Genomic DNA, 25,546 nt, shown 5'->3' on the forward strand with positions numbered 1-25,546 from the left:
AATAAGGTACAATGATTATTTTTCATTGTACCTTATTATATTTGCTATTATTTATCCAAATAGCTTGAATAAATAAAATACCACTACAAATCCATACAGCTTTTGTATTTAAAACTAGTGATATTAGCGTACCTGGAATAGCTCCGATAGCAAAGGAAAAAGTAAGAGCTGTAAAGTAAATTAACTTTTCTAGTGTTTTTATGCTTTTTTCATCTAATGCTTGGAATAATAATTGCCCAACGTTTCTAATATTTCCTGTACATATAGTTGTGTTAAATGGAATTCCAAGGCAATCCCTAAATAGACATAATTGATATCCCATTAAAAATGAAACTAGATTAGTTACAATTATATCTGGAAAAGTACTAGGAATTAATCCTATAAAAAATAAGAAAGTAGCTTCTAAAAGGAGAGCTAATATTCTCCATTCGCCTTTAAATTTTGTCTTTATAATAATAGTTTTTACTAATTCACTAAATGCAGCACCTAATATACAGGCAATAATGGGAATAAAGTAGTGTAGTGCTTCTATGTAGTTTCCTAAGGCAATATTTATTCCTAGTTTTGACATATTAGCAGTGTGCATATTAGCAAGTATTTCATTTCTTGTAATATATGTATATCCATTCATATAGCCACCTACAAAGGTTATTATCATAAGAAAAATTGGTCTTTTAAAAGGTGGAATTATTTCTTTTCTTTTATTATCATTTTTCATGCAATTCATCCCTTGTTATTTTTAAGTAGTAAATTTTCTTCATATATTATGCCCTATAATTCAATCTTTGTTTTGTATAAATAGGGAGAATGTAATTGTTAAATAATTGCAATTCATAGGAGTAATTATTTAATTAGCTTTATCAGTACAAAAATAATAAATCAGAAAAGATATGTTTTAAAAATAGTACTAGATGATTAATATAAGTTAAAGTGAATTAAAAAGAACATTTATTTAAAATAAATAGTATCTTGAAGTAGAGAAACTTTTATATTAATTCAGTCCGAGAAAGTATATATAGGAGAAGTACTTATGAAGTGTAAATATTCAAAGAATAGGAGTGATAAAGAAAAGTTTAAACATATATCGGATAATGATAAGAATGCGCTAGAACTATTACATCTACAATTGATTTTTATTTATATATATATGATGTCAGATGTATTTCTTTTTATTGGTACAATTGAAAGTATAAATATATGCTATGGTAAAAAAGAAGATAATAATCCAATACTATTATTAGAACAAGGGCAAATTTTAGCCTTAATAGCTAATATTATAAATAATTATATAACTTCTACTAGATATAGTCAGTTAAGTGAAAGATACAATGAAGAAGAGATATCTTTAGAGCCAGAGTTCTTAGTAAAGCAAGCATCAATATTAAGTATAATTCTTTACAGTTTAAATGTAATTGCAGTTTCTAAGCAATATGAAGCTAGTTTGGTAATTAATATTTTTAAATGTGATAAAAATAGTATAAACTTACTATTCTTACAGGCTGTTTGTTTTTTAATGAGATTTTATGGAGATTATTTTCTTTTAAGATCTACTTTAAAGAGTATTGATTTAATAAGAAGTAAGTATGATAAGAGTATTAAAAAAATATATAATCCTGATATTGATGCAGTAATTGCAGCAGAATTTTATGTTCTACAAAGAGGAGTACTGTATGATATTGGTTGTATTGCATTAGTAACACTAATAAATAATGGAACGGAGTTAGAAAAAGAATTATTACTACCAGCACAACAAACTCTTGTAATTGCTAATATAATTGGAGTTATAGCAAATATAACAGTTTTAATAGCATTTATAAAAATATATAATAGAAATGAAAATGAACCTATTTTTGGAAGATAGATTTTAAAGTTTTCAAAAATAGTTACATGTATTTAATATGATATTACCTTGGGAAAAACAAAAAAAAAATCTAGGCAAATGTTTACAAAAACTTCTAAAAGTTATAATATTTATGTATAGACGGATTATGGGAGGGGAATAAATATGGCTTATGACAAATTAATAAAAGAAACAAATATGAAGAATGGAATTGAAGGTAATATCTCTGTTTTTATGCGTGAAAGAGTAGAAGGTAAAGAGGATGGAGCTAAAGTTATAGCTAATGTTATTGCTGGTTCTTTAGATAGAAATTATAAAGGGCAAAATAACTACAAGCTTCTAGCTAAGAAAATTACAGATAAAGATAATAGTTATTTTGAAGATATAGCAGCTTTTGCTATATATATATTCACAATGGATTATACAAATAAAATGCTTAAAGATATGCCTGAAGACCACAATAGAAATGTTTTAATGAAGGCAATCAGTACGCAGATATCAAGAGGTGTCGCTGCAATAAACATGTATGTAGCTAATGACATTAAGCAAGGAGTTTATGCGACACATACTGAAACTACAAGAAAAATAATGGGGATTTCTAATAAGTTTCATGATGCGTTTAATAACTATTTAAATTCTAAAAAATCTGAAATAATTGAAAATTTAATAGCTATATAATTAAAATAAAGGAGTTAGCAGTATATCATGTACCACTAACCCCTAATTATTATATCTTAATTTAATGTGAATACTAATTTATTATAATGAAAGCATATCAAATTTTTGAATGAAATTATGATAAGTTTATCTTGATAATAGATTAGCTATTCTAGTAAGAGTAGATTTTAAAAAGTTAAAGTTTTCATATATAGTTTTTTCGATTTCGTTTAGATTTGAATTATTGTCTATATCAGTAGAGTGTTGTTTATAATTATCTCTACAGTTACAATCTTCAGTGCACCTCCATATTTGACAGCCATCAAAAGGATTTGAAGTACCAATTATTAGTTTATTATCTTTACCTACATATAATATACGTCCTCCATAGTTATTCATATTGTTTATGCCATTTTTCAATAATGGAGTGAAGTATCTACCATTAATTGACCTATACAAATCGAATCCTATTGGATATTTAGTCTCTGCTAATAATTTTACGATTTTTTGGTATATCTTAATAAGAGTTTCAGTGTCAGATTCACCTATTTCATTAATTAAATATTCTTTGTTAGCAAGTACGGTATTAAGAATCACTTCCATATTACTTGAATCATCAAAAGTTGATACTAAAAGAGAATTGTTATACTCTTGAATTTGCCATGCATAAACATTAAATGGATTATTAAATCCAGAAGTATATCCACTTAAGCTCTTATTTCTGATTCCTTTACTTGGTTTAACAGGAGTTAAAGGACGTCCACCAACGACTAGTTGCCAGTTGTCAGCTTTATCTATTCTAATCATATCAAATCCTACAGGAATTGCCCATGAAAGAGGAGGAGCTTTAATTCCACTTACATAAATATAATCATTAAATACTCCTATGCTAAGTGAGAGTTGATTTTCAGAATCTCCAAAACCATTATCTACAATAAGTGTCCAATCATTCATTTCAGGAACTTCTTTATTACTTCTCCATACTTGTACTCCAGATGATTTGCTAGTTGATACGTAAAGCTTGTTGTTAAAAATAGCCATGTTTGCTATTGAACCTTGAGGGTTTTTATCAGGGTCAAAATCAGGATTAGTTGTATCCGTTACATTTTCCCATGGATAGAATTCAGGGTCTTTACTTCTATAAAGGAATGGAGTTTCACTAGAATTAATTTCATCTACCACTGCAAGATAGAGTTTATCTTTTATGGTAACCATATACCTAGATGAATTACCAATTAGTGTGTCATAAGGCATAACAAACCAATTTATTCCGTTATAGGATTTTATTACTTTAACTTGATTTCCATAAGTTGATGCATATAAACATTGTGCTGAGCCTGCTGGTTTAGCATTTATCATAAATCTGAAGCCTGTAATACCTGAACCAGGCTTTGCTTTATATACTCTTTCCCAAGGAAGTTCTCCATTCTTTTTATATCTCCATATTTCTGCAAGGTTATCCTGATTAGTAGCTTTTAAAATAGCAGGAATATTTATATCTGGTGCAATTGATTGAAGAATTGTTAAAGGAACGTTACGGCCTGTACCAACATAAATATAGTCACCTAGCTCTGCAATTGCCCAAGCATAGTTATTTTGTCTAGCATTATCTAAATTATTAAAGTCAAATCCATCAGTAGGATTTAATTTTTTAAATCTATACATATTGTTCCTCCATAAATCTTTAGTTTGTGTTTATAATATAATTTATGTAGAAATTATAAATGGGTTAATATTTCAATATTATTAGTTATTATAATAATATGTTTATTAAAACTTAAAAATAGTATATACTTATGTGGAATAGAAATTAAAAGAAAGTGAATGACAGGAATTTTATGAGTATAGAAAATATAATTTTAGGAATAGATTATAATTTGCTGGTAGACTTATATTTGATATCAGTTTTAGCATTATCAATTTACGCACATAAAAAAGGAGATAGAAAAACTTCTTTAATATTAAATGGAATAGGTTTTTTATCAATATTTCTATTATAAGATTTGATTTAAAGTAGTATGTAACTTCTTGTTATTACTACTTTTTTTATTAGAAATTTTAAGATTAGATATGACTTAAGATTTCGCATTTAAATATAAAATAACTAACTTTAAATAGTTTATTAAAGAATAAGGTGATAATATGAAAAATGAAACGTTAAATTATTATAATGAAAATGCAAAAGAATACTTTGAAATTACAAAGACGCTAAAAACAAGTGATATATATACGGCTTTTTTAAATAGTGTTAAGTCAGGTGGTAAGATACTTGACCTTGGATGTGGTTCAGGAAGAGATAGTTTATATTTTAAAAATGCTGGCTATGATGTAACTGCAGTGGATGGTTCAGTAAAACTAGCCAAAGAAGCAGAAAAATTGATAAATCAAGATGTAATAGTCAGTAAATTTGAGGATTTAGAATTAAATCAAAAGTTTGATGGAATATGGGCTTGTGCATCATTACTTCATGTTAAAAGAGAAAATATTGAAGAAGTACTAAGAAAGCTTTCTAATAACTTAAAAGAAGGAGCAGTATTTTACCTATCTTTTAAATGTGGTGATAATGAATATGTTGATGAAAGAGGCAGATATTTTAATTGTTATAGAGAAGAAAGCTTTATTGAGATGATAAAGAAAATTAAAGAATATGATATTAAAAATATCTATATAACAGGAGACTCCTTAGGGGGAAGAGATAATCTTACCTGGTTAAATGTATTATTACAAAGAGTTTAGAATTCCATTCGTTAAAATTAATATAATAAAGATATATAAAGTTACTATATATAATAATGGCTCTATTTAATAAAAAAAATTCCCTTTAGTGTTTAAAAAGTATAAATTTGACAATAATTAAGTGTATAAAATTAATTATTATAGAAGGGGAATTTATGCAAGTTAAAATAGAGAAATGTGAAGGTGTAAATAAGTGTTGGTATAAAAGCTTTATTGGAGAAATATTTGAAGTTGAAAAGATAGAACCAACAGGATTAAGTAAAAACAAAATATTTGTAAAGCTTAATAAAGAAGAATGTAGAAAATGTTTTAAGGATAAAAGAAGTTACGCAGCAGTTTATAAAAATGATGTGAAGATAATTAATGAATAAGCAGTAATAACGTATAACCGTTGTTGCTGCCTTATTTTATTCTAATATAAAAATATTGACTTGAAGTTAACTTTAAGGAGTATGGTTTATTTATATAGTAAGTAGATTATAAAGAATAAAAGGGGAGGGAGATTATATGAATATATTATACTTTATTATTCCAGCATTACTTATGATATTGCTTAGCATCTATTTATATTATTATATTGCAAGAGCTTTACGAAGAGTAAAAGTAGATGTTAAAAAGAACCGAGTAAAATTAATAATTATTGCCTTAGTACTTATTATTATGTATTTTTCTCTCAGAGATTTAGGTATAGGTATTGTTGTACTGCTTCATATCGTGGTTTTAGCACTTGTTATGGATCTTTTAAATTATATATTTAAGATAGCAAGTAAAAGAAATACTATAGCTTTTAATAAATGGAGAACAGTATATGAAAGTGGAATTGTTCCAATTATATTAACAGCAATTATATTAGCTTATGGGTATTGGAATATGAATGACATAGTAGAGAAGGGTTATAAGATATATACAAATAAGAATATAAGAGATGAAGGCTATAGAGTAGCAATGATTTCTGACCTTCACTATGGAACTGTTATGAATAGAGAGAAGCTACAAGCAGTTTGTAATGATATAGAAGAAGCAGAACCTGATATTGTAGTGCTTTGTGGGGATATTGTCGATGAAAAAACAACTGTTGAGCAGATGAAAGAAGCTACTGAAATTCTTGGAGATATTAAAAGTAAATATGGTGTATTTTATATATATGGTAATCATGATGATGCTAGATATTCCTCTATTCCTAGTTATACTAAAGATGAACTAAAGAATGAGTTATTATCAAATAATATTCATGTATTGGTAGATGAAAGCTATGAAATTAATGATGATCTTGTTATTGTTGGTAGAGATGACGAAGGATTTTCAAAAGAAGAAGGAAGGAAAAGTAGTGAGGATTTAATAGCTAATATAGATAAGAGTAGGTTTATATTACTTTTAGACCATCAGCCATCAGAACTTAATCTAAATAGCTCATTAGGATATGATTTGCAACTATCAGGTCATACTCATAAAGGTCAGATTTGGCCTGCGGGTTTAATAAGTGAATTGTTTAACTTTAATGAATTAGAATATGGATATAAAAAGATAGGAGATTATGAAATAATAGTTTCGTCAGGAATATCAGGATGGAATTATCCAATAAGGACTGGTTCTAAGTCAGAGTATTTAATTATTGATATAGAGAAGCAAAGTTAAAAAATAAATAGGAAAGTTTAAAAATATATGTATAGACTGACCTCATAAAAAAGAAAATAATAAGAGTTACATTTTTAGGAGGGAATATAATTTGTATATATTAATTAGTCTTATAGGAGGCCTTGGTTTATTTCTTTATGGAATAAGTGTTATGGGTGAAGGTCTTCAAAAATCAACTGGTCCTAAATTAGAAAAAGCTATTGGTCTTTTAACTAGTAATATAGTTATGGGTGTACTAGTAGGAACTGTAGTTACAGGGATAATTCAAAGTAGTGGGGCTACAACTGTTATGGTTGTTGGATTCGTTAATGCAGGGATAATGAGCCTTTATCAAGCAATAGGAGTAATAATGGGTGCTAATATAGGAACAACAGTTACAGCTCAGCTTGTATCTTTTGATGTTAGTATATTGTCATCCATAGCTCTTGGAATAGGGATAGTTTTACATATGATTGGCTCAAAATCTAAACCTATGCTTAAAAATATATCTGAAATACTAATTGGATTTGCAATATTATTTATAGGTATGAGGTTTATGAAGGATGCAGTAGCTCCGTTATCAGAATATCCAGCTGTGAGAAAAGTATTAGCAGAGCTTGCACATCAACCAATTCTAGCTTTAATTGCGGGATTTTTAATGACAACAATATTACAAAGCTCTAGTGCATCTATGGGAATATTAATAGCATTGTCTTCACAAGGATTAATGCCACTACAAGCAGCATTACCTATATTATATGGTGATAACATAGGTAGTTGTACAACATCTCTTATTTCAAGCGTAGGTGCAAATAAGAATGCTAAAAGAGCTGCTACTATGCACTTGTGTTTTAATGTAATTGGAACTATTTTATTTATGCTTGTATTAAACAAACCTATAACTATGGTGGTTCAATACTTAAATCCAACTGATCCTGCAAGGCAAATAGCAAATTCACATACTTTATTTAATATAGTAAATGTGATATTGTTACTACCATTCTCTAAGTTTATAGTTAAATTAGCTATGTTAATTATACCTGATAAAGCTGGTGAAGAAGAAGTTGACAATGCTATTACAAAATACTTAGACACAAGAATGTTAGAAACACCTGCAATAGCTTATGGTAATATAATTAGAGAATCTCTTAGAATGGGTGGAAAAGCTAAATATTGTTTTAGTAGTGCTACAAATGCTTTGATTGATAAGTCTCAAAAAGGTGTAAATGAAAGCTTAGAAAAAGAAAAGCTTGTAAATGCTCAGCAAAAAGAAATTATAAATTATTTAATAAAGCTTTCAAATAAGGCATTAGATGAAAAGATGAGGTTATCTCTAGATTTATTATTCCATACAATAAACGATATTGAAAGAGTTGGAGACTTATCAGAAAATATTGCAGAATTAGCACAAGAGTCTATTAATAATAATGTTAACTTTTCAGAAGAAGCTATAGCTGAAATACAAAATATATTTAACAAAACTTTAGAGGCGTATAGTTTAGCTTTAGATGCTATGAAAGGAAATGACGTAAATATTTCTAAGCGTGTTATTATACTAGAAGAAACTGTAGATGAATTAGATAAAGATTATAGAAATGAACATATGAGAAGATTAAACAAAAATATTTGCAGTGTAGATTCAGGTATAATATATTTAGATTTATTAACAAATATTGAAAGAATTTCAGACCATGCTGCAAGCATTGCTAAGAGAGTTATAATGGTTAATGAGTAGGTTAAAGTTAAGGTGTAGAGTATTTAAAAGAAAGTTTGTTATTTTAAGATTAGATGATATAATTTATTCAAAATATAATTAAGATAGCGGTAGCTAGGATGGGAGGGATTGATTTTGGATAAATTGTTGATTACAAAGATTATGGGCAAAAAAGATGCAGTAGATTTAGATGATTCAGTTTATAACTTAAGAGATGTATGTGATGAATTAAGAAATATAATTATATTAAATTTACCTATCGAGGATGAGTTTAAAGTAAGAAATAGAAGACGACTTAAAGCTATATATGATATTGTAAAACCTATGACAGATAAACTAAAGGATGATAGCTATATTCAAGGGTATACAAATAGTAAAAAGTACTTGCTTAAATATATAGAAGATATGACTGCATACATTGAAGGAATATTATCAGCTATGGAGCCTTTAGATTTTAAAAACTTTACTTATTATACAAATATGTTAATGGATTTAGTTTTAGTTTATTAGAAGTTTCTAATTTATAAAAGATGAAATTAAGATATAAAATATGGACTAAGCTAAAAGTTCGATTTTGGTAGTAGTGACTAGTAAATATGTTACTGCTACCTTTTTATTTTTTATTTTAATATAAAAAATATTGACTTGGAGTTAACTCTAAGGAGTATAGTGGGATTAGGTAAAATTTATATAAAAAGAGTATTTAGTTAATTGAATTATTAAGAGAGAATAAATGGAGGATAAAACTATGGAGCAAAAGAAATTAGGGTTTGGATTTATGAGACTACCAATTACAAATAAGGAAGACCAGTCTAGTATCGATTATAAACAAGTGAATGATATGGTAGATGTATTTATGGAAAGAGGATTTACTTATTTTGATACAGCATATATGTATCATAACTTTATAAGTGAATCAGTAATAAAAGAAGCTGTTGTAAAACGTTATCCAAGAAATGCTTTTACAATTGCAACAAAAATGCCTACTATGTTTTTGAAAAAGGAAGAAGATTTAGAGAGAATCTTTAATGAACAGTTAGATAAGGTTGGAGTAGAGTATTTTGATTATTATTTACTTCATAACCTTGGAGTGAGTAATTATGAGATAGCAAAGAAATTTGATGCTTTTAAATTTATTAAAAGCAAGAAAGAAGAAGGTAAAGTTAAAAAAATAGGATTTTCATTTCATGATACTGCAGACTTACTAGATACAATTCTAACAGAGCATCCAGAGGTTGATTTTGTTCAGCTTCAACTTAACTATATTGATTGGGATAATGAAAGTATTCAATCAAGAAAATGTTATGAAGTAGCTACAAAGCATAATAAACCTGTAATAGTTATGGAGCCAATTAAAGGAGGAACATTAGCTAACGTTCCACCTAAAGCAGAACAATTATTCAAAGAATATCACAATGATATGTCAGTTCCATCTTGGGCAATTAGATTTGCAGCAAGTCATAAAAATGTTATGATGGTCTTAAGTGGAATGTCTACAATGGAGCAACTATTAGATAATACAGGATATATGGAAAAATTTAAACCGTTTAATGAAGAGGAATATGATATTATAAATAAGGTAGTAGATATAATAAATGATTCTATAGAAATACCTTGTACTGCATGTCAATATTGTGTAGATGGATGTCCTAAAAAAATTGATATACCAAAGTATTTTGCTTTATATAATGCAGAAAAACAATCAGAAAGCAAAGGTTTTTCTACTCAAGGTGTATATTATGCAAATTTAACTAAAACATATGGAAAAGCTTCTGAATGTATTAATTGCAAGAAGTGTGAAAAAAGTTGTCCACAGCATTTAAATATAACAGAATACCTAAAGAATGTTGCTATGACTTTTGAAAATAAATAAATATAGCTTAAAGATAAAAGGGAGATAGTATATGACAATTACAGAAGTAAGTAGAAAATATAATTTAACAGCAGATACATTGAGATATTATGAAAGAATTGGATTAATTCCTCCCGTAAACAGAAATAATAGTGGAGTAAGAGATTTCACTGAAGAAGATTGCAATTGGGTACAGTTTATAAAATGTATGAGAGGTGCAGGCCTTTCCATTGAAGTTTTAATAGAGTATGTTAAAATGTTCCAAGAGGGTAATTCTACAATAAAAGCTAGAAAAGAGCTTTTAATAGAACAACGTAATCATTTAGCAGATAAAATTAAAGAAATGCAAGAGACTTTAGATAGGCTTGATAAAAAAATTGATGGTTACGAAGAGAGAGTTCTTATTAAAGAACAAGAATTATCAAAAACAGATAAGTAAAATTTATATATTTGCTATTTAAGCATAAGAAAAAATACTTATTATAATACGACTTTAGGGGGATTTATGCAGTTTAAAAAGATACATCATATAGCAATAATATGCTCAGACTATAAAACATCTAAAGAGTTTTATGTAGAAAAGCTAGGTCTTAGAATTATTAGAGAGATATACAGAGAAGAAAGAGATTCATACAAGTTAGATTTAGAAATAGGAGATAGTCAGATTGAATTATTTTCTTTTCCAAATGCACCAAAAAGACCAAGCTATCCTGAAGCTCAAGGCTTAAGACATCTAGCTTTTGAAGTTGATGATATAGAAAAAGCAGTTGAGGAGCTAAAGCAAAAAGGGATTAAAACTGAACCTATAAGAGTAGATGAATGTACAGGTAGAAAGTTTACTTTCTTTGAGGATCCAGATAAGTTACCATTAGAGCTATATTCAAAAGTGTAACCATAATTATAAGTTGAAGATAGTATATAAAAATAGTTAGTAGAGTTAAGAGTTTAGAAATAAAGACAGTATAGTAGTTTTTATATTAACTCTTAACTTTAAAGCTATTTATAAATGAAGTAAGCTATGATTATATATAATTTATATAAGATATGAATTAAAAGCTTCTTCAAATTATAATTTAAATTTAATTACAATTATAATTTGAAATATATGGTAAACGATATAACTGTATGTTATACTTATATCAAAGTATTTTATTACACTTTAAGTAAACGTATTCAATTATTATTCAAGGAGGATTTGATATGTGTAAAGAGGAATCAAAAAACGTAATTCAAATGGATGAAATAATAGAAGTAGAAAAAGTTGATGTTAAAGAAGATAATAAAGACGATAAAATTAGAGAATATGAAGATTTATTAGGATATTAAAAACAGAAGAGTATATCATAAATAAACTAATTAAAAGAGGTGAATTTCATCTCTTTTTTTATTTAATATTTTATAGCTTATTTATTTAAGAACATTCTAAAGAAAATTTTTGTATTATTATATTAGCATTTAAATTTTAGGAGGCATTAATGTGTCATCAGATTTAAAAGAGTTAAAGGGGTTAATATGCAGAAAGAGAATATCTAAAATTAAAAAGAAATACGAAAGCGCAGAAAAGAGGGTTTATAGAAAGCTACTAGATTGTAATAAGAATAAAAATGAAGAATATTTAACTAAGTGTGTATTTATTGAGTTTAAAAAAAGATATTTTTCAGATTTTTGTAAAAGAGTAGATGATTTAGTAACTAGTTATACTGTTGGAATTGAACCAGCAATGAGAGAGTATGTTTTTGCAAAAAGAAGAGATAGAACTTTTGAAGTACTAGTTTTAATAAAAAACATATTAGATAGAAATTGTATACGTTGGGCTATTATGAATGATTATATAAAATGTAGAGAGGAGTGCATCTGTCCTGAAAGTATTTGTATAGTCGTTTCTAAAGAACATATGAATGCAGCATGTAATATTTTTAATGTAATTGGAGAGAAAAGAGGAGAGAATATCTATATAGTTAATGGGGTAGAGGTTCATCTTAGCTTTGGATATGCTATAGAAAATAGAAGTTATAATCTTAAGGAGTATGATATAGGTTATTGTAATCTAGATAGTGAAAATATTCCTGTGCTAGTAGAACCAAGAAATTCATAATATAGTATATAGTAATTCTATAGAGGAAACCTATGACAAAAAGAAAAAAAAGAAAAAAATCATTTTGTGAGGATTTTGATAGATTCAAACTACCTCCTTGTGCTAAGTTTTTAGGCAGTAATAACCCTTTTGTTAAAGATGGTAAGATAATATATAGAAATAATAATAGATTGTATTTATTCTTAAGTTTTAATACAAAGTCAAATGTAGGTAAGACGTATAATCCTATGGATCCAAGTACCTACAGTTCAACTGGAGTTGGAAATTTACAAATTGAATTATATTTTTTTATAATTGGCTTATTTATTAATGAAGTTCAAAAAGGGAATATTAAAGATTATGAAAATATATCAATACATGAAGATGATAATGCAGATAAATTTATTAAAAATGTTTTAGATAATGAATATAATATTACTACAGAATTTGTACCATCCTTAACTTACTTAATTTCTAATGCAAGTGCTGTAATCCCTGTATTTACAGGTGTTATAGATATAAGTCCTATAAATTTTTATATTATATTAATGTTAAGTAGGTTTTATGGGGATTACGGATTATTATTTAGTGATAATGCCTATGTAACAAATGATTTTATTAATTTAGCTTTGGCAAATACTTATGTAGAGTTTTATAAATGCTAATAATGTTTTATTAAATGATGAAAATAATTTAAATGAATAAATGTATTAGGTAGAATATAATTATATACGGAATTTATAAGCACTACTATTAAGAATAATATTCTTAGGGTAGTGTTTATTTTTTAAAAAAGAAAAAATAAAAGAGCTAAAGTTATTGCTCATGTCTTATAGAAAGGGATATATAAAAGAAAATAATTAGCTAAACTTTAATTAAACTATATTTTTGAAAGAATATAATTAAAAAAATTACAATAAAAACATAATTTAATATATATATCCATATAAAAATGTGATATAATGTTAAGACATTATATAAGGTATAGGGAATAAAAGGGGGAGAAAATTATGGGAATATACAGTTTCGATGTGAAATTAACTTTAGATGAAACCATTAAGAGGTTAGATGCAGGTATAATATCAGGAACAATTACAGAAAAGATTGATTTTCATGAAATTAACTCACAAGGTAAAAATAAAGCAGTTGTTATGGTTTATGAAAAAAAATATTTTAGAGCGAGTAATAGACTAACTTTAACGTTATGTTTAGAAGAGTTAGAAAACAAAACTCATATTCATGTTATAGGTATTAGTGGAATAGAAAAAGCTATTACAGGAAACGGTGAAGCAAGTGAAAAATTCACTAGTTTACCAAGAGAAATATTAGAAGATTATATAATAGAATAATATAAAGATTAAATAGATGGATATAAAAATAATTATTTTTATATCCATCTATTTTATTTAAATTATAAGATATATAAATCAACAGAACATAGAGAGATTAAATAAATATATTCTTGTGAAAGATTTATGAAATTGAGAATATAATAGCTTTATATAATAAAACGAGCGTATTTTAGGGGGAGTAGGAAGATGCTAAAAAGAGTAATAAACGAAGTAAAAAAATATGAGTATAAACTCGATTTATTATGGTTAATTTTGTTTCCTATGTTTAATGTTATCTATTTTATAACTAATCATATTCATAAAGAAGGATTTGATTTAACTATAGCTTTAGATAGAATGATACCATTTGTACCTATCTTCATTATTCCATATGTTTATTGGTACTTATATATGATAATAGGATTTCTTATTTTATCTTTAAATGATAGAAAAAAATACATGAGATGTATATTAGGTTTATATTTAGGAATGTTCTTTAGTTACACTATTTATTTAATCTTTCCAACTGAGATAGTAAGGCCAACAGTAACAGGTAATGGTATCTTAAGTAGTATAGTTAAGATTATATATTCACTTGATAGACCTTTTAATTGCTTTCCATCGTTACATGTGTTAGGAACTTACTTTATTATGAGATACACAAAAAAAGAAAATAGTCAATATGTGTATTACTATACTCAAACTGTAGGGATTTTGATAATATTATCAACTATTTTTATTAAGCAGCATTTCGTACTAGATGCTGTTGCTTCAATGTTAATAGTTGAGTTAATAAATATTATTGTTAAAAAAATAAGTGAAGAAAATTTAGAAAAATATTTAAAAATACCTTATGAGATAGTTGAAAGGCTAACTCACAAATCACAGAAGTTTTCAGAAGTAAGTTCAAATGAAAAAGAATGAAGCTATTTTAATTAATAGTTTCATTCTTTTTTTACTATTATTCAGAAGGATACCTGAAATTTCCTTAAATTATTTGTGAATTAGTAATATAAAAGTTAAGTTTACGTATAATTAAATATAAATTTTTAACCATAGAGTTAAATATTTTGAAAGGAGGATAGTATGTCTGTTTTATGTACCTACTGTAATGAGTTTAGCATTGATAATGAGTTTTGTAGTAAATGTGGAAAGAAAATAAAAAGAGACATAGGTAAATGGAAGATAAGTATAGATAATAAATTATTAATAGATACTACATTGAAACAAGACGATATTATTAATTGCGACAACAAATATATTGAAAGTCCTTTATATATTGACTCTGGTAAGGCATATTTTAATTACAATAAAGAGATGACTTTATTAGAATATATTAAAGAAAAAGATATAAACTTTAAAATCATTGACTTTGTAATAAATAGAGTAGGAGATATTATTAAATCAATAAATAGAAAGAAAAAGATTTTAGGCTCTATAGATTTAGATCAATTATGGATAAGTGATGAGAATATAGAAACTTTGCATTTAAAGCAAATAAGACCGTATATAACCAAAGGTGCAGATAATTCAAAATATAAAGCTGGAAGAATCTCTTCAACAGAAGTCTTATATGGTAATAGTAAAAATATTACTTACTCTTCAGATGTATATATTATTGGAAGACTTCTTTTGGTTTTGGCGTTAAAAGGAAAAGTGATTGAAAATAGGTCACATGAAACCTACTTAGCATATTTTATAACTGCTTTTAATGAAGAAATACCTGTAGAGCTTCATGAATGGATTTATAAAACTACAACATTATTTCCAGAAGATAGATATAAAAATGTTGAAGAAGCACTAATTATTTTTGAAGAAATTTGTAAAAATAAAAAACAGAATTTTGAAGATATAAGTTTTAAATATTCTTATTCATCAGATATGGGGAATTATAAAAAGTCTAAAGTAGAATATAAGGATGATAATTTAAAAGAACGAGCTAATGAAGATAGTTATGTTATTTTAGAAGATGCTGAAAATCATAAAATATTTGCTATGGTGTCTGATGGAATTTCAACAACAAATTATGGCTCAGGATATGAGGCGGCTAACATAGTAAAAGATACTTCTATTGAAATTTGGAAAGAAAAATATGAGAATTTACAAACTTTAAGTGATGTAAAGTCATTTTTTCTTTCAATTATAAATAATAGTAATATTAAGATAAACAATTCAATTGTTAGGAATAGCGATAAGGAATTGTGGGGTACAGTTATGGGGGCTACCTTTGTAGGAGTAATTATTATAGAAAACATAATGTACTTTACATCATTAGGTGACAGTAAAATATATTTGTTTAACAAAAACAAAGGGCTAAACCTATTAAACTATGAAGAAAATTACGGAACAGAGCTTTTAAAGAATGGTTATAGCTGGGGAGAATGCAGTAATGTTGATGGATTTAAAGCTTTAACTAATTGTATTGGAGGCAATGACATAAATATAGAAGCAAAAATAGTTAAAGATGATGACTTAAATATTAAGAAAATAACATTAGAAGATAAAGACATAGTATTAATATGCTCTGATGGTGTTACAGATTATATTAGTCCATTAGGATATGGTAGTAATTTGTGGAATATTGATAAAAAAATAAAGGAGCATATAGTAGCTAAAGATAATATGGAAAGTGTATTAGATATTCCGTCTAATTTAACACAAGCAGCAAATGATAATGGTGGTGGAGATAATATCACAAGTATATTGATAGAAGTAAATATGAATTAATTGAAGGAGGAGTAAAATGGCTGGAGAATTAGTATTAGAAACTAAGATAAGCGATCCTTATATACTTTGTGATGATAAAGAGCATGTAGTAAAGGCTTGTTTATCAGTTTATGCAAGTGACGAAGTAAAAGAAAGGCTTGAAGGGGAAAAACAAATTAATAATGGTGTTGACCTATGTCTTCTTATCGATGTTAGTGGATCAATGTTTAAAATAGTTGGAGGGGAAACTACTCCTACAGGAAAGAAGCAAATAATTGATGGAGTTAAATATAATATAGTTACTGGAGGCACTACAAAGCTTGATATAGCACTAGAAGCAGTAAATAAGGTTGTTGAGCTTTTAAGACCAACAGATAATGTTACAGTAATAGCGTATGATGATACTCCACATATAATAGTACAAAACTTACCAGGGTCTGATAAAGAAAGAATAACTGAAGCATTAGAAAAATGCAAAGATTATAGTGGAAATACAAATATATCTGAAGCTCTAAAGTTAGGTAGACTTATATTAAATAACAATAATAATGGAAAGATTAAAAAAATGATATTTATGACTGATGGTGTACCTTATGGAGATACTGAAGAAGCTGGTATAAGACAAGCTAAACTAATAGCTGAAACTGGTATATCAATAGATTGCTTAGGTTTTGGAGGAAGTGATGTAAACTTTGCATTTTTAGAAAAGCTAGCTAAACCATCAAATGGTAGAACAGAACTTATAAATGAACCAGAAGAAGCTAGGGATATGTTTACAGAACTATTTGAAAATTCTACAGAGGTTATAATTACTAATGCTAAATTAGAATTAACATTCCCTAAATATGTTAGAGTAACAGAGCATTATAAGGGAACTCCTGAAGTGGCATATTTAGGAAAAGTTGTTCTTGATAAAGAAAGAAAAGCTACTGTGAACTTAGTTAATATAGAAAGAAATCAAGAATACAAATTTTATTTTTTAATGACTATACCAGGAAGAAGTAGCGGTGATTCATCTCTAGAAATAATGAGTGCTAAGCTTGAATATTATATACCTAAGCTTTATGGAAATAGAAATTTCTTTATAGTTAGAAATGTAAGTGTGGATGTAGGAGATAATACAAGTTTAGTAGAAAAAGATGGTGAAGTAGAAAGAGGCTATTATGAAGCTGAAATTAAAAAGCTAGAAGATGAAGCAAATATTGCAAGAGAAAGAAATGATTATAATACAGCGATAAAAAGATATGAATGGATAATAAATAGATATGAAGAACTAGGAAATGCATTAGCTGTAAATCAGTATAGAGCTTTAATAGACGAATTTAGAGAAAATGGAACAATATCTATTCAAGCTATAAATAATGCGGGGAAAACTAGTACAAGACCAGTAAACTCTGCGACAACTACTATAAAAATAGATTTTCCTACAAATGCAACTTTAAGACGTAGGAGAAATAGATAGGAGGGTAATATGAGAAAGAAAGTATGTCCAAGGCCTCAATGTGCAAAGGAATATTTAGAAGGTGAAGGATTTGATGATCTTACTGTATGTAAGCTTTGTGGAGCTCCTTTAGAAGATGTATTTGTAGATGATTATGACATAGAGGAACAAAGCGATGAATTTGAAGAAAATACTGACTATGAAACTGATGACGTTATATATGAAACTGATGACGTTATATGTGAAGATGATATGAGTTATGAAGAAGATATTGTAGACAATAATGATATAGAAGACACTGAAGAAACCTTTGAAGATAGAAATTGTTTTATAGATATAGATATTGTTGATGATAAACTTAAAAGCGAAGTAATACTTGCTGAAGAGGATGTTGATTCAGATGAAAATGATGATGAAAATATTGAAGAGAATGAAGCAGAGGATATAGTTATTACTGAAGCTAATGAAGAAGACGAAGAGGAAGAAGATGAACTCGAAAATACTGAAGAAGTAAACCCTTATGAAAATATAAAAGGTAATAATCTTATTCTTTATAAAGATAATGAAATCTTTAAAGTTTATGAATTAAAATATGATGAAACAATAATCGGAAGAAATAGCTCTGAATTTACACCTGATATTGATTTACAAGAAGTAGATAATGAAAATGCAATTAGTAGAAAGCATTTGCTTGTATATAAAGAGGACGATAAATATTATGTAAGAAATCTTTCTAAAAAGTGCTCAGTTCATATTAAAAGATATGATGAAGATGAGCCTAAAGTGTTATCTTTTAATGAATCTGTAGTTATAGAAGATGGAGATTTTATAGTTTTAAGTGGAAAATTTATTTTAGAAGCTTACTTTAACGAAGTGGAGGAATAAAATGATGTGGACCACAAAAAGCTCTAAGATACCTAACGTTCAAATTTTTGTAAATGAGAACGGTGAAGAGGTGGTTTCTCCTATTAAAATAGGCGGAAGATATACAGTATATGATATCTTATCTGTTTCAGGAGGATTTGGAGTAATTCTAAAAGCTAAAGACACAAGACTTGGAGATAGAACTGTATTAGTTAAAGCAAGAAGATATGATAAAGAAAATGGATTGTTTTCATATGAAAAAGATAGAAGCAGAATTGATAGAATCGAGAAAATAAGAAAAGTAACTAGATTTGAATATAATTGCTTAATTGATTTTAAAACCTTAGGAGAAGGCAGGATACCAAACGTAAATGATATAGTTGAGGATTTTTGCCCAAGCATTTATGGTCCACATTTATCAACAGATGGAAAAGTATTTGTTTGTACTGACTACGTTGCATACAATGAACCTTATATAATTATGCAGATGATAAATGGTATTAACCTTGGTGAGTATTTAAAATCAGGTATAAGGAATATTATGCTTTCTAGAAATTATAAGTTTTATAAAAGCTGGGAGAGGGATGTATTACAATACTCCCTCCAACTAGCTACAATATTAGGTGGTTTTCATAAAAAAGATAAAGAAAATTATAATAGGTACTATATTTATCAAGATTTAAAACCTGAAAATATAATTATTACTGATGATTTATTCCTTACACTTTTAGATTTTGGCGCTATGACCATGGTTATTGAAGATAATCAAGGTAATGCTAGGAGTAATATTGAAGGCTGTGGATCAGCAGGAGTTGGTACATGGGGATATAAGGCGCCAGAAATGAATAATCCATCTAAGCTTGCTAAACTTGATAGAAGGGTAGATATCTATTCTTTAGGGGCGACTATGTATCATATGTTAACCGGTGAAAATTTATCGTTAACGCTTAAAGATGAATATGGAAGAATTCCTGTAGATAATCTTAAAAAGTTTAGCTGTACTGAGTATACATACAATATAGTTAAAAAGTGTACAGAGTATAATGCTAATGAAAGATATAATGATATGATAGAAGCCAAAAATGATATTTATAAATCATTTATGTCTATAAGAGGATAAAATAATCATGTTTTAAGGGAGGGGAAAATGAGGTACAGATTTGGGAGCAAAGGAGAAATTTTTATAAACTCAACAAATTGTAATTTACAAAATAGATGGGTAGTGATTTCTCCAAGTAAAATGGAAGAAATATGTACTGGCAATTGGAGATGGTTTTACTCTATATGCAATAGAAAAGATGAAAGAACAAACCTTTCTTTAGGATATGATGACAATATATGCAAACCAGTAATAATTAAAACTGTTGAGTATAGGTCAAATGATTTAAAAGATGAAATAAGTATTAGAAAAAGAAGAAGTGTATTAATTGAACAAATAAATATACTTAATGATTTAGCATCACCTTTATTACCAGAACCTTTAGATTGGTTTTATGTTAAGAATACTTACGATAAAAATATGAGTGAAAATATGAGAAATGAAGAGCCGATACTTGTATTAGACTTTGAACAAGCTTCAACTTTAACAGATGAAATTAATAAGCATAGCTTTAGATATAGAAATTACAATGGAGTAGCTACAACTAAAATAGATTCTTCTAAAATAGCTCGATTAGGGCTTTCAATACTTTATTTTTTAAAGTTATTAAAAGATAAAAATTATGCATACTTAGCATTAAGCCCAGAGCATATTTTACTATTAAAAGATTATGTACCTAGGTTTGTTGGGCTAGGTAGGATATGCAAATTGAAAAATGGTCACCTTGATTCAAATCATATTAATTTTGGACGTACATTATTAGGTTATTCAGCTCCAGAGCTTAATGATATAAATAATAATTGGGGAGAGTTTGCGACATCAGAAGAAGTAGGCGCATTTTCACTAGGTGTTATTTTACATCAAATAATAATTGAATCTGATAGTTTTAAAGAAGGTACATTAAAGAATGGGTCTTTTATTTATCCTAATGGAGTAACTGATAGTATTATAAAAAAGCAAAGTAACGGAAAGGTGTTACATAGATTAATATCTGGATTATGTGATCATGACGTTAGTACTAGATTAGTAGATTATGATTATATCGAGGAAATTTTAAAGAGTATAGATTTAGGTGAAGGAAAAGAAATCATCAATAAAAATGGAGTGATTAAAGAGTATAATACGGAATTAGCTAGAGGTAAAATAATAGATAGTAATGGAAAAGAATTTAAATTCTATAAAAATGCTGTAGACAAAAATCTTGTAAGTAAATTGGAGCCTGGAAGAACAGTTATATTTTCAAGAGTTGAACATGATGATTTAACATATATATCAGAAATTAAAGATACTATAAGTGTATCTTCTTTCAAACGTATAACACAAATCGATGATAATGAGATAATATCAAATAATGTATCTAAAAATACTTATCCTAATAAGCCTAAAAAAGATGGATGGTGTTTTATATCAACAGCAGCATACGGAACTACTGTTGCTCCTAAATTAGACTTGCTTAGATGGTATAGAGATAATGTTCTTATAAAAAATAAGATTGGAAAAGCCTCATTAGAGTTTTATTTCAGATATAGTCCAAAGATAGCTAATAAGCTAAGAGGGATGAAGGTCCGCAAATATATAGTAAAAACTATAATTGACCTTGAAGCAAAGCTTATTAAAATTATTCAAAGATTATCTAATAAGAATATGTTGTATTATATTTTTTCAGGATTAATTTTTATAATTTATCTTTTTGTATTTCTTTTAGCTTATATATTTGTTCTTCCAGAAAGGATTCTTAATATTACTACAACAACCTCTAACGGAGAAAATGAATAAAAGTTAAAAATATATTGAAAAACATTAAATTTTTTCAATATTGAATCATATAGTAAAAGGAATAGAACTTTTGTTAAAACGTGGGGGATAAGAAAATGAGTAATTCAAACTTTAGTAGAAATATAGGAATTTTGATGAGTTTAATAATAATAGCTTTAGGTCTTCTATACATGTGTAGTACTTTTGGATCTAGAGCTTATTTTACGTTAAGTTCTTATTTAGTAATACTATTATTATATATAGTAATCAAGAAGGTTATTTCTTTTTCTTATAAATCTAGAGATTATGATTTGTTGCAGTATTCTGTATCAGTAGTGATAGTAGTGGAAGGGGAAGATTCAGAAGCTTTAGTTAGACTAGTTAAAAATTTGCTAAATCAAGACTATCCATTAAAAGAGATATTAATCATAAATACTAATAGTAAAAATTTAAATATATATTATATGGCTAAAAAGATACGTAAACAAATTGAGCTATTTAAAGAAAGTGGAATAAAAGGTGAAATTGATTTAGGTGATATAAAGAGTTGCCCTGAAATTATAATTAAAAAAACATCGAGAAATGAAGACAAAAGTAGTGCAGAAACATGGGGATTTACTAGAAGTACTGGAGATATAGTATTAACATGCAATACTAATAGTATTATTGATAATGATGGAATAAAGGAATTAATTAAGTCTGCTGAAGATTCATTTGCTTCTTAGGCAAAAAGGTTTTAGAAGTATTATATAAGTGCAACTTTTTTAAGCATATATGCTTTTTATATAGAAAATAAAGCTCTGAATAAAGAGCTTATTTTTTTATAAGTAATTTTGAAAGTTTAATTCAGTAACAGCCATTTACTTTAAAAGAATAATGATAAAATAGGATATTTAATATAGTAGTATATTTGGAAAATAAATCTTTGATGTAATAAATATTATAGCGACTAAACAAATTAAAAAAATACATATTATAAGTTAATAATATAACAAAAAATATGTATTGAATATACAAGAGTTGGAATATATTACTATAATGATTGTGATAAAATTCGACATAGGTTTTAAGCTGTTTATTATATAATTATATTGTAAAAACAGTACGAAAGGTGATGGGGGAAATGGAAAGAGCTGAAGTATTAAGAAAATTGGCTGATGAGGCGGTAAATTTAATAAAGGAATTTAGAGAAGAAGCGTGTGTTTTAGGAGAAAACCCACTTTGTGATGTTTTAGTTAATGAATCAAATGATATAGTAATTTTTGAAAATGGAATAAAGGAACCTATAGAATATAGCTTAAGTGAAATAAGTTATATTTTTGAAGATGATATTGAGGGATTTAACAATTGTGGTAGTAACTTTAATGAAGGTATAGAATTAGCATTAAGAGAAGCAAGATTGGAATATGATAAGTTAAATAAAGAAGAATTTTCAAATTACATAGGTAGAATTATATACGCTCAATTCAGATGTGAAGAAATTTATAATAGTTTATTAGAAATAGAAAGCATAACAAGAAGTTTATAATAGATAGAAAAAGAAGTGCAGCTCTTATTTAGCTGGCACTTCTTTTATTTTAATATTTTTTGGTAATGATGTTTTGAATTCCTTTATTAGAGATTTAGGATCTTCTGTTTTTATTTTTATTGTGTGAAGAAAATCCTTTGTAGAAATTGAAAGTTCATACAAATTATCTTTATTTTCTGGCTTCAATAAAACATTTTTTATTTCACTAAACTCAACATAGAAATTTTTAATTATTAAAAAATTATCGAATATGTAGAACTTTGAACTTGATAATTTTATTAAAAAATAAACTAGTATATCTATTAAAATCATTGGTATTAGTAATAATACAAAAGTTTTGTTGAATAAGGAATATATACCAAATGCTATTGTAGCAATAACTAATACTATTGCAGCAAGATAAGTTGTATATGATCTAACATTTAATACAACTTTTATTTTGTCCTTATTTTTTCTTACTTGTTTATAGTATGATGAAAATAAAATAGTAAAATAATATGTTGGAACACCTATAAAAAGAATAGTAAATAAAATTGATATAAAAGTATTCATCGATTTCTCCTTTAAAATTATATATTTATTAAAATCATAGCAAAGAGTATTTTACAATATTGTATAAAATTTATCAAATATTAAAAAATAGGAATATAAAGATTTATTCTCGATATTTGGACATATTTAGGTTAAATTGTAGCGTTATTTAAATATAATAAAAAACTATTTATAATTAAATAAAAAAAATAATTGAGGAAATAATATTTTTTAGGAGGTGTTTTGAATGGATGGAAACATAGAAATTTTAAATTTTATATACCAAAACTCTGAGATGGGTACTGAAACAATAAAACATCTTATTGATATTACTGAGAAATCTACAAATGAAGAATTTAAAAATATTTTGTACTCTCAATACAATGAATATAATAAAATATTTAAAGATTCTGAGAAGATGATAAAAGATAGAGGACATGACCCAAAAGATATTAATAAGTTTCAAAAAATCACAACATATATTATGATAAATATGAAAACTTTAACTGATAAAAGTCCATCACATCTTTCAGAAATGCTTATTCAAGGAAGCACCATGGGAGTAATTGATGCAACTAAGAGAATTAACCAATATGATGATGCAGATAAAGATGTTTTAGAATTAGCAAATAAATTGTTAGATTTTGAAAAAGATAATCAAGAAGAATGGAAAAAATTCTTATAATCATACATGGAACTATATCTACTAATAAATTAAATTTATTTAGTAGATATAGTTCTCTTTATTTATTCATATAAATTTATTAATAAGCAATAAATAAGTTGGATAAAAATGGAAAAAGATATATAATTTATAGATGGGTGATGATTGAATGTATGAGAATTTTGGAAAAATAATAGTAACAGTTGGATTAGATATAGTTATTTTACTTGTAATATATATCTTTCTTATATATGGAGATAAGAAGGATGTAGAGGAGACGGAATGGTTAACAAGTACTAAATTTGCACATAGAGGGTTGTATTCTAACGACCAAGTAATACCAGAAAATTCATTAGAAGCTTTTAGTAATGCCATTAAAAACAATTATGGTATTGAATTAGATGTTGCTTTTACTAAAGATAAGAAAACAGTAGTATTTCATGATGATAACTTATTAAGGATGACAGGTTTAAATAAAAAAATAAGTGATTGCACATTAGAAGAACTACAAAACTTAACATTAGCTGATACAGAGTATAAAATTCCTACTTTTAGTGAGGTACTTAGTTTAGTAGATGGAAAAGTTCCTTTAATAATTGAAATAAAATCAAATAGTGATAGAGATGGTTTGTGTAAAGCTGTGGAAAACGAACTTAAAAATTATAAAGGTAATTTTTGTATTGAATCTTTTGATCCTTTAATACTGAGCAGAATAAAAAAGAATATGCCAGAAGTAATAAGAGGACAACTTTCAATGAAGTTTCCTAAAGAGAATAAATCTCCGAAAACACTTAAAATAGTCCTAGAATACTTATTATTAAATTGTAAGAGTAGACCTCATTTTATAGCATATAATTGGATAGATTCAGATAATCTTTCTCTAAAAATTTTAAGAAAATTAGGAATTATAACTATTGCTTGGACTGTTAATTCTGAAAAGGCTTTGGAAGTAAGTAGTGAAAAGTTCGACACGATAATCTTTGAGCATTGTGAACCAATGAATTACTAAATTTTAAATATAAATTAGCTTAAATAAAAAGGACTAGATACAGTCCTTTATTTTTTTATAAAATTTGTCTATAATAAAATGGGAAAATTTAACAGAAAATTTATTCTTGCTAAATGCAATAAATAAAAATA

Annotated in this window: 28 protein-coding genes; 25 read left to right on the plus strand and 3 right to left on the minus strand. The window is 26.7% G+C overall.

All coding sequences use genetic code 11. From position 1 onward, the window contains the following. Positions 1-22: 22 nt before the first annotated feature. Positions 23-718 carry a YoaK family protein gene (locus ARA56_RS00480; RefSeq protein WP_055262827.1) on the minus strand — a complete coding sequence of 232 codons (696 nt, stop codon included), beginning with the start codon at positions 716-718 and terminating at the stop codon, positions 23-25. 312 nt (positions 719-1,030) lie between these two features. Between ARA56_RS00480 and ARA56_RS00485 the strand changes: the two genes are divergently transcribed. Both ARA56_RS00485 and ARA56_RS00490 read left to right on the plus strand, forming a co-directional pair. Next, entirely contained in the window at positions 1,031-1,861 is an 831-nt protein-coding gene (locus ARA56_RS00485; protein WP_055262829.1) for a hypothetical protein, read from the plus strand. A 144-nt stretch (positions 1,862-2,005) separates the two neighbouring features. After that, positions 2,006-2,518: a hypothetical protein gene (locus ARA56_RS00490; RefSeq protein WP_055262831.1), complete on the plus strand. Its 513-nt coding sequence runs from the start codon at positions 2,006-2,008 to the stop codon at positions 2,516-2,518. 126 nt (positions 2,519-2,644) lie between these two features. Here ARA56_RS00490 and ARA56_RS00495 read toward each other — a convergent pair whose 3' ends face one another. After that, positions 2,645-4,162, minus strand: coding sequence for a hypothetical protein (locus tag ARA56_RS00495; RefSeq protein ID WP_055262833.1), 1,518 nt, complete (start codon positions 4,160-4,162; stop codon positions 2,645-2,647). A gap of 173 nt (positions 4,163-4,335) precedes the next feature. Between ARA56_RS00495 and ARA56_RS16550 the strand changes: the two genes are divergently transcribed. From ARA56_RS16550 to ARA56_RS00590, 21 genes are all read left to right on the plus strand, one after another. Then, on the plus strand, positions 4,336-4,497 hold the full coding sequence (locus ARA56_RS16550; RefSeq protein ID WP_156334245.1) for a hypothetical protein: 162 nt from the start codon (positions 4,336-4,338) through the stop codon (positions 4,495-4,497). Between the two features lie 142 nt (positions 4,498-4,639). Continuing rightward, complete coding sequence (locus ARA56_RS00500) at positions 4,640-5,233, plus strand: class I SAM-dependent methyltransferase (RefSeq protein ID WP_055262835.1); 594 nt, start codon at positions 4,640-4,642, stop codon at positions 5,231-5,233. A 155-nt stretch (positions 5,234-5,388) separates the two neighbouring features. After that, the gene (locus tag ARA56_RS00505) at positions 5,389-5,604 is read left to right on the plus strand and encodes a hypothetical protein (RefSeq protein ID WP_055262837.1); all 216 of its coding nucleotides are present in this window, start codon (positions 5,389-5,391) and stop codon (positions 5,602-5,604) included. A gap of 136 nt (positions 5,605-5,740) precedes the next feature. Then, positions 5,741-6,868 carry a metallophosphoesterase gene (locus ARA56_RS00510; protein ID WP_055262839.1) on the plus strand — a complete coding sequence of 376 codons (1,128 nt, stop codon included), beginning with the start codon at positions 5,741-5,743 and terminating at the stop codon, positions 6,866-6,868. A 91-nt stretch (positions 6,869-6,959) separates the two neighbouring features. Further along, a complete protein-coding gene (locus ARA56_RS00515; protein WP_055262841.1) occupies positions 6,960-8,582 on the plus strand; it encodes a Na/Pi cotransporter family protein in 1,623 nt (540 codons plus the stop codon). A gap of 114 nt (positions 8,583-8,696) precedes the next feature. Then, complete coding sequence (locus ARA56_RS00520) at positions 8,697-9,071, plus strand: hypothetical protein (RefSeq protein ID WP_055262843.1); 375 nt, start codon at positions 8,697-8,699, stop codon at positions 9,069-9,071. Between the two features lie 238 nt (positions 9,072-9,309). Then, entirely contained in the window at positions 9,310-10,434 is a 1,125-nt protein-coding gene (locus ARA56_RS00525) for an aldo/keto reductase (RefSeq protein WP_055262845.1), read from the plus strand. A 31-nt stretch (positions 10,435-10,465) separates the two neighbouring features. Next, positions 10,466-10,852 carry a MerR family transcriptional regulator gene (locus ARA56_RS00530; protein WP_055262847.1) on the plus strand — a complete coding sequence of 129 codons (387 nt, stop codon included), beginning with the start codon at positions 10,466-10,468 and terminating at the stop codon, positions 10,850-10,852. 66 nt (positions 10,853-10,918) lie between these two features. Next, entirely contained in the window at positions 10,919-11,305 is a 387-nt protein-coding gene (gloA2, locus tag ARA56_RS00535; protein ID WP_055262849.1) for an SMU1112c/YaeR family gloxylase I-like metalloprotein, read from the plus strand. Positions 11,306-11,613: 308 nt separating this feature from the next. Continuing rightward, positions 11,614-11,739 (plus strand): hypothetical protein, encoded by a 126-nt coding sequence (locus tag ARA56_RS17005; protein WP_278336503.1) that lies wholly within the window; start codon positions 11,614-11,616, stop codon positions 11,737-11,739. Positions 11,740-11,890: 151 nt separating this feature from the next. Continuing rightward, entirely contained in the window at positions 11,891-12,508 is a 618-nt protein-coding gene (locus ARA56_RS00540) for a hypothetical protein (protein WP_055262851.1), read from the plus strand. A 32-nt stretch (positions 12,509-12,540) separates the two neighbouring features. Next, complete coding sequence (locus tag ARA56_RS00545) at positions 12,541-13,152, plus strand: hypothetical protein (RefSeq protein ID WP_055262853.1); 612 nt, start codon at positions 12,541-12,543, stop codon at positions 13,150-13,152. 345 nt (positions 13,153-13,497) lie between these two features. Then, on the plus strand, positions 13,498-13,836 hold the full coding sequence (locus ARA56_RS00550) for a DUF6054 family protein (RefSeq protein ID WP_055262855.1): 339 nt from the start codon (positions 13,498-13,500) through the stop codon (positions 13,834-13,836). A gap of 189 nt (positions 13,837-14,025) precedes the next feature. Next, positions 14,026-14,742, plus strand: a complete 717-nt coding sequence (locus ARA56_RS00555) for a phosphatase PAP2 family protein (RefSeq protein ID WP_055262857.1) — start codon at positions 14,026-14,028, stop codon at positions 14,740-14,742. A gap of 162 nt (positions 14,743-14,904) precedes the next feature. Continuing rightward, positions 14,905-16,545, plus strand: a complete 1,641-nt coding sequence (locus ARA56_RS00560) for a PP2C family protein-serine/threonine phosphatase (protein ID WP_055262859.1) — start codon at positions 14,905-14,907, stop codon at positions 16,543-16,545. A gap of 16 nt (positions 16,546-16,561) precedes the next feature. Further along, entirely contained in the window at positions 16,562-17,986 is a 1,425-nt protein-coding gene (locus ARA56_RS00565) for a vWA domain-containing protein (protein WP_055262861.1), read from the plus strand. A gap of 9 nt (positions 17,987-17,995) precedes the next feature. Beyond that, on the plus strand, positions 17,996-18,850 hold the full coding sequence (locus ARA56_RS00570; protein ID WP_055262863.1) for an FHA domain-containing protein: 855 nt from the start codon (positions 17,996-17,998) through the stop codon (positions 18,848-18,850). A 1-nt stretch (position 18,851) separates the two neighbouring features. After that, the gene (locus ARA56_RS00575; protein WP_055262865.1) at positions 18,852-19,949 is read left to right on the plus strand and encodes a protein kinase domain-containing protein; all 1,098 of its coding nucleotides are present in this window, start codon (positions 18,852-18,854) and stop codon (positions 19,947-19,949) included. Positions 19,950-19,976: 27 nt separating this feature from the next. Next, complete coding sequence (locus tag ARA56_RS00580; protein WP_055262867.1) at positions 19,977-21,704, plus strand: CFI-box-CTERM domain-containing protein; 1,728 nt, start codon at positions 19,977-19,979, stop codon at positions 21,702-21,704. Between the two features lie 95 nt (positions 21,705-21,799). Continuing rightward, a complete protein-coding gene (locus ARA56_RS00585) occupies positions 21,800-22,408 on the plus strand; it encodes a glycosyltransferase (protein WP_055262869.1) in 609 nt (202 codons plus the stop codon). Between the two features lie 398 nt (positions 22,409-22,806). After that, positions 22,807-23,211: a hypothetical protein gene (locus tag ARA56_RS00590; RefSeq protein ID WP_055262871.1), complete on the plus strand. Its 405-nt coding sequence runs from the start codon at positions 22,807-22,809 to the stop codon at positions 23,209-23,211. Between the two features lie 24 nt (positions 23,212-23,235). Here ARA56_RS00590 and ARA56_RS00595 read toward each other — a convergent pair whose 3' ends face one another. Beyond that, on the minus strand, positions 23,236-23,763 hold the full coding sequence (locus ARA56_RS00595) for a hypothetical protein (RefSeq protein WP_055262873.1): 528 nt from the start codon (positions 23,761-23,763) through the stop codon (positions 23,236-23,238). Between the two features lie 226 nt (positions 23,764-23,989). On the opposite strand from ARA56_RS00595, the gene ARA56_RS00600 reads away from it, so the two are divergent. Further along, the gene (locus tag ARA56_RS00600) at positions 23,990-24,427 is read left to right on the plus strand and encodes a hypothetical protein (protein WP_055262875.1); all 438 of its coding nucleotides are present in this window, start codon (positions 23,990-23,992) and stop codon (positions 24,425-24,427) included. Between the two features lie 148 nt (positions 24,428-24,575). After that, positions 24,576-25,415: a glycerophosphodiester phosphodiesterase family protein gene (locus ARA56_RS00605; RefSeq protein WP_055262877.1), complete on the plus strand. Its 840-nt coding sequence runs from the start codon at positions 24,576-24,578 to the stop codon at positions 25,413-25,415. The last annotated feature ends 131 nt before the right edge of the window (positions 25,416-25,546 follow it).

It is taken from the genome of Clostridium disporicum, assembly GCF_001405015.1.
Taxonomy (GTDB): domain Bacteria; phylum Bacillota; class Clostridia; order Clostridiales; family Clostridiaceae; genus Clostridium; species Clostridium disporicum_B.

What these genes read in the sequence shown, in the direction of transcription:
- ARA56_RS00575 (WP_055262865.1), top strand. Translation starts at nt 18,852, where the DNA reads ATGATGTGGACCACAAAAAGCTCTAAGATACCTAACGTTCAAATTTTT.
- ARA56_RS00555 (WP_055262857.1), top strand. Translation starts at nt 14,026, where the DNA reads ATGCTAAAAAGAGTAATAAACGAAGTAAAAAAATATGAGTATAAACTC.
- ARA56_RS00605 (WP_055262877.1), top strand. Translation starts at nt 24,576, where the DNA reads ATGTATGAGAATTTTGGAAAAATAATAGTAACAGTTGGATTAGATATA.
- ARA56_RS00510 (WP_055262839.1), top strand. Translation starts at nt 5,741, where the DNA reads ATGAATATATTATACTTTATTATTCCAGCATTACTTATGATATTGCTT.
- ARA56_RS00530 (WP_055262847.1), top strand. Translation starts at nt 10,466, where the DNA reads ATGACAATTACAGAAGTAAGTAGAAAATATAATTTAACAGCAGATACA.
- ARA56_RS00580 (WP_055262867.1), top strand. Translation starts at nt 19,977, where the DNA reads ATGAGGTACAGATTTGGGAGCAAAGGAGAAATTTTTATAAACTCAACA.
- ARA56_RS00550 (WP_055262855.1), top strand. Translation starts at nt 13,498, where the DNA reads ATGGGAATATACAGTTTCGATGTGAAATTAACTTTAGATGAAACCATT.
- ARA56_RS00570 (WP_055262863.1), top strand. Translation starts at nt 17,996, where the DNA reads ATGAGAAAGAAAGTATGTCCAAGGCCTCAATGTGCAAAGGAATATTTA.
- ARA56_RS00485 (WP_055262829.1), top strand. Translation starts at nt 1,031, where the DNA reads ATGAAGTGTAAATATTCAAAGAATAGGAGTGATAAAGAAAAGTTTAAA.
- ARA56_RS00545 (WP_055262853.1), top strand. Translation starts at nt 12,541, where the DNA reads ATGACAAAAAGAAAAAAAAGAAAAAAATCATTTTGTGAGGATTTTGAT.
- gloA2 (WP_055262849.1), top strand. Translation starts at nt 10,919, where the DNA reads ATGCAGTTTAAAAAGATACATCATATAGCAATAATATGCTCAGACTAT.
- ARA56_RS00525 (WP_055262845.1), top strand. Translation starts at nt 9,310, where the DNA reads ATGGAGCAAAAGAAATTAGGGTTTGGATTTATGAGACTACCAATTACA.
- ARA56_RS00500 (WP_055262835.1), top strand. Translation starts at nt 4,640, where the DNA reads ATGAAAAATGAAACGTTAAATTATTATAATGAAAATGCAAAAGAATAC.
- ARA56_RS00565 (WP_055262861.1), top strand. Translation starts at nt 16,562, where the DNA reads ATGGCTGGAGAATTAGTATTAGAAACTAAGATAAGCGATCCTTATATA.
- ARA56_RS00590 (WP_055262871.1), top strand. Translation starts at nt 22,807, where the DNA reads ATGGAAAGAGCTGAAGTATTAAGAAAATTGGCTGATGAGGCGGTAAAT.
- ARA56_RS00495 (WP_055262833.1), bottom strand. Translation starts at nt 4,162, where the DNA reads ATGTATAGATTTAAAAAATTAAATCCTACTGATGGATTTGACTTTAAT.
- ARA56_RS17005 (WP_278336503.1), top strand. Translation starts at nt 11,614, where the DNA reads ATGTGTAAAGAGGAATCAAAAAACGTAATTCAAATGGATGAAATAATA.
- ARA56_RS00595 (WP_055262873.1), bottom strand. Translation starts at nt 23,763, where the DNA reads ATGAATACTTTTATATCAATTTTATTTACTATTCTTTTTATAGGTGTT.
- ARA56_RS00600 (WP_055262875.1), top strand. Translation starts at nt 23,990, where the DNA reads ATGGATGGAAACATAGAAATTTTAAATTTTATATACCAAAACTCTGAG.
- ARA56_RS00505 (WP_055262837.1), top strand. Translation starts at nt 5,389, where the DNA reads ATGCAAGTTAAAATAGAGAAATGTGAAGGTGTAAATAAGTGTTGGTAT.
- ARA56_RS00560 (WP_055262859.1), top strand. Translation starts at nt 14,905, where the DNA reads ATGTCTGTTTTATGTACCTACTGTAATGAGTTTAGCATTGATAATGAG.
- ARA56_RS16550 (WP_156334245.1), top strand. Translation starts at nt 4,336, where the DNA reads ATGAGTATAGAAAATATAATTTTAGGAATAGATTATAATTTGCTGGTA.
- ARA56_RS00490 (WP_055262831.1), top strand. Translation starts at nt 2,006, where the DNA reads ATGGCTTATGACAAATTAATAAAAGAAACAAATATGAAGAATGGAATT.
- ARA56_RS00480 (WP_055262827.1), bottom strand. Translation starts at nt 718, where the DNA reads ATGAAAAATGATAATAAAAGAAAAGAAATAATTCCACCTTTTAAAAGA.
- ARA56_RS00585 (WP_055262869.1), top strand. Translation starts at nt 21,800, where the DNA reads ATGAGTAATTCAAACTTTAGTAGAAATATAGGAATTTTGATGAGTTTA.